This is a genomic window from Virgibacillus sp. Bac330, from assembly GCF_003667845.1.
GTDB lineage: Bacteria > Bacillota > Bacilli > Bacillales > Amphibacillaceae > Virgibacillus > Virgibacillus chiguensis.
This window is the reverse complement of sequence record NZ_CP033048.1, coordinates 3,103,544-3,115,656: the sequence shown is the minus strand read 5'-3', so window position 1 is coordinate 3,115,656 and position 12,113 is coordinate 3,103,544. Positions and strand designations below refer to the sequence as shown.

Here is a 12,113-nt window from a genome sequence, read left to right as displayed (position 1 = left end):
GGGATATGGAGAGGAAGAATGTGTGCTTACCCCGGGAGATCTGACAGAAAAGCGGTGCACACGCCGTAACCGAACATGTAAGTGTTCGCTGAACTGTCAGAAGTCAGCCGAAGCCGTAGTACTAGATATTTCTAGGAAGGGCTGAATCATTGAAGAAGAATGGTCGCTTCGGAGTACGCAATACTTGATGAAGCAGAAACAAGAAAACCTTCCTAGTGAAGGAAGCGGTGAATCCCGTGGGGGACACTAGAAGGGCTGAGAGAAATTGCCACACAAGAAGAAAGAGCCATTCACGTAGGAGTTAGATATCATGTTGGAAAGCATTCTATCACGAGAAAACTTAATATGTGCACTGAAACGTGTCGAACGTAACAAAGGAAGCCACGGTGTGGATGAAATGCCCGTACAAAACCTACGAGCGCATCTCATGGAACACTGGGCTTCCGTTCGAGAACAACTCGAATCAGGTACCTACTATCCTCAACCCGTTCGCCGTGTCGAAATCCCGAAACCAAACGGCGGAGTGAGGAAGCTAGGAATTCCTACCGTGCTAGACCGTTTCATCCAACAAGCAATCGCACAAGTTCTAACAACCATCTATGACGCAACATTTTCTGAACATAGTTATGGTTTTCGCCCAAACAGACGAGGACATGACGCGGTTAGGAAAGCGAGAAGCTATATGAAAGATGGCTATCGCTGGGTTATAGACATGGATTTAGAGAAATTCTTTGATAAAGTACATCACGACCGATTAATGAGGAAACTGAGCCAAAAGGTCAAAGATCCGAGAGTACTTAAACTTATACGTAGGTATCTCCAAGCTGGCATTATGGAGGACGGAATCGTTCAACCAAACACAGAAGGAGCCCCTCAAGGCGGACCATTAAGTCCGTTGCTATCCAACATCGTTTTAGATGAGCTAGATAAAGAATTAGAGCGAAGGGGGCTCCATTTCGTCCGTTATGCGGACGACTGTAACATATATGTTCAATCGAGGAGAGCGGGATCGCGAGTGATGAAAAGTATCACTACATTTATCGAAGGAAAACTCAAATTAAAAGTAAATGAACAGAAAAGTGCAGTAGACCGCCCATGGAAGCGTAAATTCCTAGGATTTTCTTTCACATTCCATAAAGAGAACCCAAAGATTCGGGTTTCTAAAGAAAGTATCAAACGCTTTAAACAGCGTGTCAGAGAACTAACCTCAAGAAAGAAGTCTATGAATATGCAGGATAGAATCGCAAAGCTAAATCGATACTTAGTAGGTTGGCTAGGCTACTATCAGCTAGCAGAGACGCCCTCTATATTTGAAGTTTTGGATAGCTGGATTCGAAGAAGGATGCGAATGATACGCTGGAAAGAATGGAAGAAAGTCAAAACAAAATACAAGAATTTAATAAAACTTGGAATTAGTAAAGGAAAAGCATGGGAGTGGGCAAACACGAGAAAGGCTTATTGGCGTATAGCTAAAAGTCCGATCTTACATAGAGCATTAGGTGATCGATACTGGTCAAACCTAGGCTTAAAGAGTCTACATAAACGATATCAAACGATGCGTTGGACTTAAATGAAACCGCCGTATACGGAACCGTACGTACGGTGGTGTGAGAGGTCGGGGGTTAGTCGCCCCCTCCTACTCGATTGTTTGTGCTACACGACAGTAATTTCACAACTGAATATAAGTTTTATTTATAGCGAGTTATTTCCAGGTTAAAGCAAAATACAATATAAGTAGAATAATCCCGCCAAAACCAATAATATATGCTAAGAAAACGGGATTAAATAACGCAGGGTGTTTTTTTGTTGCTTTAAATTCCGTATCAAATTCGTCATTTTGTGTTTCTACATCTTTACCGACCTTAATGGTATAAAATAGTGCGATTGCAACGAACAATCCTCCAAGAGCTAGTAAGTACCACATATATAAATACTCCTTTCATTGATAAATTTTGGATGAACAGTTTAAAAAGCTAAGAAAGTATAAAAGTTGACGCTATGGGCGTAACCAAAGCTCTGTCCGGGTCCGGCGCTCAACAACTTGACGACAAGCCAAGTTTTTCTAAAAAAATAGGTTTATTTCCGATATAAGGTGCTGGAAGAGCCTCACTTTAAGAATTAGATTAAGTTGAACAAGCTTAAGTGGGAGATTAACAGCAACTAAATTCCCTTTTTCGTAAGGCGGCTTTCGATTATCCCCTTGGGCTACTAGACTGTCGGAAGAATACCCACACGGATGGAAGGTTTACTTTGTGAAGTGCTTATTTTAAGATGCACTAATTCACAGGGGTTTATTCATCATCTATGTCCATGTCAACTAGCGCAATCAAGGTTGCAAAATATGTCGAAATTTTCTTAGTAAATTATATTGACAAAATAATATGTATAAATTACCCTGTTTGTAACGGGTTACATACTTATTATCAAATTTATGTAACAGGTTACACATAACGATTTATTAGTTAGTAATGAGGGGTGGAGGTTGTTATGGCGACCATTCGAGATGTTGCGAAACTTGCTAACGTATCAACAGCAACAGTATCTAGGGTGCTAAATGACAATGGGTATGTTAATAGTGAAACGAAAAATCGTGTCAATGAAGCGATTGAACAGCTACGCTACCGACCGAATGACGTTGCTAGAAGTTTATTTAAAGGCAGCTCTAAGATGATTGCGCTTTTTGTTCCAGACATTAAAAACCCTTTTTTTCCAGAGCTTGCCCGTGCCGTAGAAGATGTAACGAATCAGTACGGTTATACCTTTGTATTATGTAATACCGATGATAATCATGAAAAAGAAATTACGTACTTAAATGCGTTAACACAAAAATCCGTGGATGGTTTTATTATGGTGTCAAGTACAATATGTGAGAGACATCTTGAACATGTGACAAGCCCGATTATTTCTTTAGACAGGAGATTTAGTTCGAACATCTCGTCTGTTACAGTAAATAACCGAAAAGGTGCAAGAGAAGCAACAGCATATTTACAATCCATTGGTTGTAAAAAAATTGCCCATATTTGCGGTCCACAAACAGCGAGCAATTCAAAAGATCGCTTAAGAGGCTATCTCGATGTAGTGAAATATGAAGCATGGTTTCATTCTGATTTTATCGTTGCAGGCGATTATCGATTTAAAAGTTCCTATGAAGTAACCAAAGAGCTGTTAACGAAGCATAAAGATATTGACGGTCTCTTTGTAGCAAATGATTTGATGGCTGTTGGTGTATTAAAAGCAGCTGAATCATTGAATATGAACATTCCCGAACAGCTATCTGTAATCGGTTTTGATGGCATCCCTCTCGGACTAACAACAACACCTTCATTAACCACCATACAGCAGCCTATATACGAAATCGGAAGTAGAGCAGCACAAATTTTATTAGAGTTGATTGATCATCCAAAGCAACAAGTCATTCATGAAGAATTAGAAGTTACATTAATAGAGCGTGGTTCGACAAAACGAAGGGAGGAAGCATGATGATACATGCTCCGAAAATCTGTGTAGTCGGAAGCATTAATATGGACATGACGATTCAAACAAGACAAATGCCACGTCAAGGAGAAACGGTACTAGGTCAGTCCTTTGCCTTATATCCAGGAGGAAAAGGTGCGAACCAAGCAGTTGCAGCGACTAGACTAGGAGCAAAAGTTACGATGATTGGCGCTGTCGGTGAGGATGAATTTGGCGTAACATTACGAAAACATTTGCAAGTTGAAGGCATTCACACAGATGGCGTTATCAAAAATAGCGAACAGTCTACAGGCGTAGCAAACATCATTTTGTCTGAAGGTGACAATCGAATTATTGTTGCCCCAGGGGCTAACGCAGCTATAACCGAAGAAGTGATTGATCGACATGAAAACATTATTCAACAAAGCGACATCATTTTATTGCAACTAGAAATACCACTTACTACGGTAGCCTACACGGTGAAAAAAGCGAAGCAATACCATATTCCAGTTGTAGTAAACCCTGCTCCATATCAGCATTTACCGAAAGAAATAATACAAGATACTACTTATTTTACTCCGAATGAAATGGAAGCAGAAGCAATGAAAAAACTAGCTGCTTCTAGCTCTATAAAAGATAAAATGGTAGTAACGCTAGGGAGTGAGGGGGTACATTTTTATGAAAACAACACGAAAAAAAAGGTGCACAGTTACTCCGTTCCTGTAAAAGATACAACAGGTGCAGGTGATACATTTAATGGCGCTTTTGTTACACAATTAGCACAAGGCGAAACACTGTCGCGAGCTATACATTTTGCCAATGCAGCAGCTGCATTATCAATCACGAAAGTGGGGGCACAAGCAGGCATGCCAACAGTAGAAATGGTTCATCAATTTATGACAGAAAGGGAGGGTTAACAGTGAAAAAGACAGGCATTTTGAATCGCGACATCGCCACTGTTCTTTCTCAACTAGGGCATACCGATACAATTGTTGTAGCAGATTGTGGTTTACCAATACCCCAGCATATAAAATGTATTGACCTCTCTATTGACCTTGGAACGCCTTCATTAGTAGATGTTGTCCGTTTAATCATGAAGCATATGGAAGTTGAAAAGATAACGATGGCTAGTGAAATCAAGTTGCGGAATACGCGTCTGCATCATGAAATAACATCAACTTATGGAAACATTCCATTAGATTATGTTTTCCATGAAGATTTTAAAAAAGCAATGAGCGATACGAAGGCAGTAATTCGAACTGGTGAAGCAACGCCATTTGCTAATGTCATGTTACGTTCGGGAGTTATATTTTAGCATAGAAAAGCTACAAGTTTTCGTATTAGAACTTGGCATTTCTATGGATTTTTAGACGAAAGGAGAGCAAGTAATGACGAGTGACCCTTTTGTACAGATGAACAACATCAGTAAAGCATTTTCGGGAAATAAAGTATTACAACAGGTTGATTTTACTGTAAACCGTGGGGAAATTCATGCATTAATGGGAGAAAACGGAGCGGGAAAGTCTACTCTAGTGAAGATTTTAACAGGCATTTATACAAAAGATCAAGGTAATATATATGTGCAAGGTAAACAGATGACATTTTCGGGTCCTAAACATGCTGAAGCGTATGGAATTAGTGTTATTCATCAAGAATTAAATATTATTCCACATTTAACAGTAGCGGAGAATATGTTTTTAGGGAAAGAGCTGACATATGGAAAAACGGGTATTCTGAATAGGCGGGAAATAAGACGTAGAACAGCTGAGGCCTTAACTAACTTAGGTGTACATGATATAAAAGCCGAACAATTGGCTGGTGAACTATCGATTGGAAAGCAACAAATGATTGAAATAGCAAAAGCTTTGACAACCAATGCAGAATTAATCATTATGGACGAGCCTACAGCGGCATTGACAGAACATGAAATTGAAAACTTCTTTCACGTTATTAAAAAGTTGCAAGCAGATGGGGTAAGCATTGTTTATATATCTCATCGCATGGAAGAAATATTTGAAATTTGTGATCGGATCACGGTTCTACGTGATGGTCAATATATTGGCACCAAAGCTACACCAAATACATCATTTGAAGAGATTGTGAAAATGATGGTAGGTAGAGAGATTGGCGAACGATACCCTGCGAGAAATCATGCTATCGGAGAAGTCGTCTTTCAAGTTAAAAACCTACAATTGGCTAATTATTTTCGTAATATCAGCTTTTCTGTCAGAGAAGGAGAGATTCTCGGTGTGGCTGGTTTGATGGGAGCAGGTCGATCTGAGGTGATGGAAGCTATATTTGGATACCGTAAATTAGATAGAGGGACAATTGAACTAAATGGAAGACAAGTTGTTATTAAACATCCGCGTGATGCAGTTAATGCAGGGATTGGGTTTATCACAGAGGATCGTAAGTCGAAAGGACTAGTTATTCATGCTTCTATTAAAGAAAATATCGCCTTACCTAATTTGAGAGCGTTATCACGATGTGGGATCATCCATAAAAGGAAAGAAAAACAGCGCATTAGCGAGTTAATGCTCAAGCTACAGGTTAGAGCTACAAACGAAGCTCAGGAAGTAAAATCTTTAAGTGGTGGGAATCAGCAGAAAGTAGTCATCGCCAAATGGCTGGCAATTCAGCCGCGAGTGCTTATTTTAGATGAACCAACTCGAGGTGTAGATATTGGTGCAAAAAAAGAAATTTATACGATGATGAATGAACTTTCTAAAGAAGGGGTAGCCATTATTATGATTTCTTCGGAATTACCTGAAGTGCTTGGGATAAGTGATCGGGTAATGGTCATGCATGAAGGCGAAATAACGGCGTTTATCGACCGTGAAGAAGCGGATCAAGAATCGATTATGACTGCAGCGACAGGAGGTGCTTAAAGATGGTGAAGTGGAATAAGGTAAGCATAGCCCAATTAGGACCGCTGCTTGGTTTACTCCTGATAACCATTGTATTAGGGGTAATGAGTGAGAGCTTTTTCACTTTAAATAATATCTTAAATTTATTGCGGCAAGTATCCGTTAATGCCCTCATTGCTTTTGGAATGACATTTGTTATTTTAACGGCGGGAATTGATCTTTCAGTCGGTTCTACACTGGCTTTAGGAAGCGCGTTAACAGCGGGGTTATTAGCTAGTGGGATGGATCCAATTTTAGCTATTTGCATTGGTTTATTAATCGGTTTTCTACTTGGTGCAGTCAACGGTTTGATTATCGCTAAAGGAAAAGTTGCTCCATTTATAGCAACTTTGGCAACCATGACAATTTTTCGTGGTGCAACATTAGTTTATACAGATGGAAAACCAATTACTGGGCTATCCGATTCCTTTTCTTTTGAAATGATTGGAAAAGGCTATGTATTTGGAATTCCATTTCCTGCAATTATTATGGTCATTGTCTTTCTTATTTTATTTTTTATTTTGCATAATACGGTATTCGGACGCCAAGTGTATGCAATTGGTGGGAATGAAGAAGCTTCTAAATTATCTGGGATCAAAGCAGATCGAGTTAAGATTGGTGTTTATTCACTGACAGGTATGCTATCTGTACTTGCAGGCATTATCATTACAAGTCGTTTAGATTCTGCTCAGCCAACAGCAGGAACAATGTATGAACTTGATGCCATAGCCGCTGTTGTCATTGGGGGGACAAGTCTTTCTGGAGGAAAAGGAAGAATAGTTGGCACGTTAATAGGAGCTTTAATCATTGGGGTTATTGATAACGGGTTAAACCTATTAAATGTATCTTCTTTTTATCAGCAAATAGTCAAAGGTCTCGTTATTTTATTAGCAGTGCTTTTAGATAGAAAAGCAAAATAACGAAGGGAGTTACGATGTTACAATGCATCGTTCCAAATAAAATTTTTTAGGAGGAATAGTATGGCTAAATGGTCAAAGGTACTTATGTTTGTAGTAGTTATAGTTTTTATTTTAGGGGCTTGCTCTACAAATGCTCCTGGTAGTGAAGAGGATAATGACAAAGAAGCCAACAATGATAAAGTGAAGGTCGGCTTATCTATTTCTACTTTAAACAATCCTTTTTTCGTTACCTTGCGTGATGGGGCGGAAAGCGCTGCAGAAGAAGCAGGCTTTGAGATCGTTACATCTGATGCACAAAACGACCCGTCTACACAGTTAAGTGATATTGAAGATCTTATACAGCAAGATATTGATGTCTTACTAGTAAATCCAGTTGATTCTGAGGCCGTTGTTACTGCAGTAGAATCTGCCAATCAAGCAGATATCCCAGTTATTACCGTAGATCGAAGTTCTGAAGGCGGCGAAGTAGTCACCCATATTGCTTCTGATAATGTAGCTGGCGGAGAAATAGCAGGTGAATTTATTGCTGAACAACTTGGGGAAGAGGGGAAAATTGTTGAATTAGAAGGGATTTCTGGATCGTCTGCAGCTAGGGAAAGAGGAGAAGGATTTCACAATATAATGGATGAATTAGACGGAATGGAAATTGTGGCTAAGCAAACCGCGGATTTTGACCGTACAAAAGGCTTATCGGTAATGGAAAATATTATCCAAGGTACAAAAGATATTGATGCATTATTTGCGCATAATGATGAAATGGCATTGGGGGCTATTGAGGCATTAGAGTCACAAAATATGCTAGAAGATGTCATTGTCGTTGGCTTTGATGCAACGGAGGATGCCGTAGCCGCTGTCAACGAGGGAAGAATGCTTGCAACAGTCGCTCAGCAACCAAAGTTGATTGGAGAGAAAGCCATTGATGCAGCGGGGAAGATAGTTGAGGATGAAGCGTTAGAGGAATTTATACCTGTAGAACTTGAATTAGTGACAGAGCAAAAATAATGCAAGAGGGTAAGACGACATGTAGGTAGGTGTGACATGTTGCACACCTGCCTATTTACATATCCTCACTAGCAACCTCATCCAGCCGCTTTCTTTTCTGGCGTGCTTTAAATGCAATCCACGATGTTTTTAAAGATGCATACGTTCCGACAGCGGCTGCACTGTAAAAACCCCCCATAAAAATACCTGCCCATAAATCACCACGATGGCTAATAAAAATAGACATCATAAAACCGATGACACTTGCGATACTAGGAAAGTACTGTCTAGGAATAGGAAAAAGTTTAAATATTTGCGTAATAATTACAATTAACGGAACAGCAATAATACCATCCCAAAAATTAGTATGAATAACTGGGAATTCCATTTTAATGCCTCCATCAATAAGAAACGATATTCTCCATTATTCCCTTTCTGTCTGTACCTATTCTGTATTAGGTATGTTCATAAAAAAGTTAGAAAATGCCATGGTCGAACCAACAATTCAGTTTTCTGACAATGATAGCGAACTAAATGCATAGAAATACGGGCATTCTTTATAGTAAAAGCCGCATTTTTTCTTATACGATACATCCAAAAAAATGTAAATGATTAGAAAAAATGATACAACAATAACCTTCCATTAATTTACATAATAAAAAAATTATTGACACTATTACTATTCTTTATGTAATATAAAGAAAATTAGTAAGAGTGGGAGAGGTAGACGAATGGAAGATTTCATCAGAGATTATTTGCGTGAAAAAAAGGCTTTTTTTGAACAGATAAGCCAGTTTATTTTTTCTCATCCAGAAACAAGATTTGAGGAGTATGAATCAGCTTCTTTTTTGGCAGAAGCATGTGAGAAGCAAGGGTTTGAGGTTGAAAAAGGAGTGGGAAATATTGCTACTGCATTTGTAGCAACATATGGAAAAGGCGCCCCTATTATTGGTTTTTTAGGAGAGTATGATGCATTGTCTGGCCTAAGTCAAACCCCAAACCAAACGACTTACCAGCCGTTGGAAACAGATATCGGTCATGGATGTGGTCATAATCTGCTCGGTACAGGAGCATTTGCTGCAGCTTGTGCTGTAAAGGAATATCTTGACAAGCATAGCCTTCCAGGAACGGTGAAATTTTTTGGGTGTCCTGGAGAAGAAGGAGGATCTGGAAAAACGTTTATGGTAAGGGAAGGTGTATTTACAGATGTTGATGCTGCATTAACTTGGCACCCATCTCCAGTGAATGCAATTATGAGTGCCTCGAGCCTGGCTAATTATCAGATATCTTTCGCTTTTAAAGGGACAACTTCCCATGCTGCCAATTCCCCTCATTTGGGAAGGAGTGCATTGGACGCTGTTGAACTGATGAATGTAGGCGTGAATTATTTACGAGAGCATGTTGTACCAGAAGCGAGGTTGCACTATGCAACAACCAATACAGGTGGGATTTCTCCTAATGTAGTGCAGGCAAACGCGGAGGTATTATATTTAATCAGGGCTCCAAAAGTAAAACAAGTAGAGGATATGTATCAGCGTGTTTGCAAAATTGCACAAGGTGCTGCATTAATGACAGAAACAGAGCTTACGATCAGATTCGATAAAGCTTGTTCGAATTATATTCCGAACAGAAGCATGGAGAACATGCTGCACGACCAATTGTCTAAATCAGATGTAGAAAAGCCGACAGAAGAAGAGAAATTATTCGCAGAAGACATCTGGCATTCGCTTAACGACTCGGAACGAGAAGGGTACTTGGAAATTATTGAAGGGTTTGGCTATGTAGGTAATGGAGAGGAGTTTACTAATAAATATCTTGCAGAGACGATATCTCCATATGAAGCATCTGACAAGATATTATCCGGATCTACGGATGTCGCAGATGTTAGCTGGGTAGTACCGACAGCTCAATTAACTGCTGCAACTTCTACACTAGGAACACCACTACATTCATGGCAAATGACAGCACAAGGAATTTCAAGCTTTGCTCATAAAGGCATGCTACGAGCGGCCCAAGCAATGGCAATGACAGGAATTCAATTAATGACAGATTCTGTTGCTTTAAAAGAAGTGAAAGAAGAATTTCAACAATTCACAGAAAAAAACCCATACACATGCCCTATTCCTAAAGAAGTACAGCCTTCTGTATTAAAAACCTAGACGGATATTATAAAAAATACACCAAGAAAGAGGGAATACGATGAAAGAAAAAACAAATAAAAGTTTATTTCAGAAATTTTTAAATGGTATTGAAAAGGTTGGTAATAAACTTCCTGACCCATTTATCTTATTTATAGCGTTAGCTATTATCATTATTATTGCTTCTTCTATTTTTAGTATGTTTCATGCCTCAGTAACCCATCCTGGTTCTGGAGAAGAGCTTCCAATTAAAAACTTGGCCTCGGGTGAAGGAATTCAATTTATTTTAAGTTCCATGCTAGATAATTTTACTGGATTTGCTCCTCTAGGATTAGTGCTTGCAATGATGCTTGGTATTGGCTTGGCAGAAAAAGTAGGCTTACTAGATTATGCCATTCGAAAAACCATCTTAAAATCTCCTCCAGCACTAATTACGTATACGGTTGTATTTGTAGGTATTCTAGGTAATTTGGCTTCTGATGCAGCAATGGTACTTATACCACCACTAGCAGCAATGGTATTTTATAAAATTGGACGCCACCCGTTAGCTGGATTAGTGGCAGGTTACGCGGCTACAGGTGCAGGTTTTACAGCTAATCTGTTTATTGCTGGAACAGATGCATTGTTGGCAGGAATATCGACAGAAGCAGCGGCTATCATTGACGATTCTATCATAGTTACTCCTGTAGATAATTGGTATTTTAATATTGTGTCTGTGTTTGTTATTACGATTGTGGGCGGACTTATTACGGATAAATTTATTGAACCGCGTTTAGGTAAATACAAAGGAGGAACCATTGATGCAGGATTGGAAGAAGATCATCCGAAAGCTGGAAAAGCATTTCGAAATGCAATTGTTGCTGGCTTAGCATATATTGCGCTTATTGTGACAGCAATTTTTATTTCCAACAGCCCGCTTCGAAATGAAGACGGTGGATTAGTACCCTCTCCATTTCTAGATGGGATTATTCCGATCATTCTTTTCTTCTTTGTGATTATCGGAGTCACTTACGGTATAACAGTAGGGAAGATTAAATCTAGCAGAGATGTTAGTGGTTATATGGCTGAATCTATGAAGGACATGGCTAGTTATATCGTATTAATTTTCGCCATTGCGCAGTTTATTAGTTATTTCAACTGGTCTAATATCGGCACTTGGGTGGCAGTAAATGGGGCAGATTTACTCAAAGAAATTAACTTTACTGGGATTTGGCTAATTATCGGATATATCTTGTTCACAGCTTCCTTAAACTTTTTGATTACTTCTGGGTCGGCTAAATGGGCCCTAGAAGCGCCAGTATTTATCCCAATGTTTATGCAACTAGGCTACAGTCCAGCATTTACACAGGTTGCCTACCGTGTTGCGGACTCGTCTACAAATATTGTTACGCCACTCATGCCTTATATGGTTATTATCTTAGCATTTATGCAAAAATATGATAAAAAAGCTGGTATCGGTACATTTATTTCATTGATGATTCCTTATTCAGCCGCATTCTTATTAACATGGATTATTCTTATTTTAATATTCTTCTATGCAGGTATTCCATTCGGTCCAGGTGTAACACCGTTTTTATAAAGTAACTTTATTCACCATAGTTATAAGGCAAGTTTTTCGAATGGTAAGGCTCTCTCCTTCTTCTTATAGATGATGAGAGGGGGAGGTAGTCCTTCTCCTTCCTATTGTGTAAAAATAAAGCTGTGCATGTGCAGGC

Annotated in this window: 11 protein-coding genes; 9 read left to right on the top strand and 2 right to left on the bottom strand. The window is 39.2% G+C overall.

Annotated elements, in window-relative coordinates:
* The first annotated feature begins 307 nt into the window (after window positions 1–307).
* Window positions 308–1,570, top strand: coding sequence for a group II intron reverse transcriptase/maturase (ltrA, locus tag D9780_RS14355; protein WP_121638889.1), 1,263 nt, complete (start codon window positions 308–310; stop codon window positions 1,568–1,570).
* A gap of 132 nt (window positions 1,571–1,702) precedes the next feature.
* Here the strand turns inward: ltrA and D9780_RS14350 are convergent, their stop codons facing one another.
* A complete protein-coding gene (locus D9780_RS14350; protein WP_121640558.1) occupies window positions 1,703–1,924 on the bottom strand; it encodes a hypothetical protein in 222 nt (73 codons plus the stop codon).
* Between the two features lie 563 nt (window positions 1,925–2,487).
* Here D9780_RS14350 and D9780_RS14345 point away from each other — a divergent pair.
* The 6 genes from D9780_RS14345 to rbsB all read left to right on the top strand — a co-directional run bounded on the left by D9780_RS14345 (window position 2,488) and on the right by rbsB (window position 8,281).
* Entirely contained in the window at window positions 2,488–3,480 is a 993-nt protein-coding gene (locus tag D9780_RS14345) for a LacI family DNA-binding transcriptional regulator (RefSeq protein ID WP_121640557.1), read from the top strand.
* Entirely contained in the window at window positions 3,477–4,370 is an 894-nt protein-coding gene (gene rbsK, locus D9780_RS14340) for a ribokinase (protein ID WP_371413664.1), read from the top strand. The genes D9780_RS14345 and rbsK overlap by 4 nt, the downstream gene beginning before the upstream one ends.
* A 2-nt stretch (window positions 4,371–4,372) precedes the next feature.
* Window positions 4,373–4,768 (top strand): D-ribose pyranase, encoded by a 396-nt coding sequence (rbsD, locus tag D9780_RS14335; RefSeq protein WP_121640555.1) that lies wholly within the window; start codon window positions 4,373–4,375, stop codon window positions 4,766–4,768.
* A gap of 73 nt (window positions 4,769–4,841) precedes the next feature.
* On the top strand, window positions 4,842–6,341 hold the full coding sequence (locus tag D9780_RS14330) for a sugar ABC transporter ATP-binding protein (RefSeq protein WP_121640554.1): 1,500 nt from the start codon (window positions 4,842–4,844) through the stop codon (window positions 6,339–6,341).
* A gap of 2 nt (window positions 6,342–6,343) precedes the next feature.
* Window positions 6,344–7,279 carry a ribose ABC transporter permease gene (gene rbsC / locus D9780_RS14325; protein WP_121640553.1) on the top strand — a complete coding sequence of 312 codons (936 nt, stop codon included), beginning with the start codon at window positions 6,344–6,346 and terminating at the stop codon, window positions 7,277–7,279.
* A 60-nt stretch (window positions 7,280–7,339) separates the two neighbouring features.
* Window positions 7,340–8,281: a ribose ABC transporter substrate-binding protein RbsB gene (gene rbsB / locus D9780_RS14320; protein ID WP_121640552.1), complete on the top strand. Its 942-nt coding sequence runs from the start codon at window positions 7,340–7,342 to the stop codon at window positions 8,279–8,281.
* A 55-nt stretch (window positions 8,282–8,336) separates the two neighbouring features.
* Here the strand turns inward: rbsB and D9780_RS14315 are convergent, their stop codons facing one another.
* On the bottom strand, window positions 8,337–8,648 hold the full coding sequence (locus tag D9780_RS14315; RefSeq protein WP_073012210.1) for a hypothetical protein: 312 nt from the start codon (window positions 8,646–8,648) through the stop codon (window positions 8,337–8,339).
* 343 nt (window positions 8,649–8,991) lie between these two features.
* Between D9780_RS14315 and D9780_RS14310 the strand changes: the two genes are divergently transcribed.
* Both D9780_RS14310 and D9780_RS14305 read left to right on the top strand, forming a co-directional pair.
* The gene (locus D9780_RS14310; protein ID WP_121640551.1) at window positions 8,992–10,419 is read left to right on the top strand and encodes a M20 family metallopeptidase; all 1,428 of its coding nucleotides are present in this window, start codon (window positions 8,992–8,994) and stop codon (window positions 10,417–10,419) included.
* Between the two features lie 40 nt (window positions 10,420–10,459).
* Window positions 10,460–11,977 (top strand): AbgT family transporter, encoded by a 1,518-nt coding sequence (locus D9780_RS14305; protein ID WP_121640550.1) that lies wholly within the window; start codon window positions 10,460–10,462, stop codon window positions 11,975–11,977.
* The last annotated feature ends 136 nt before the right edge of the window (window positions 11,978–12,113 follow it).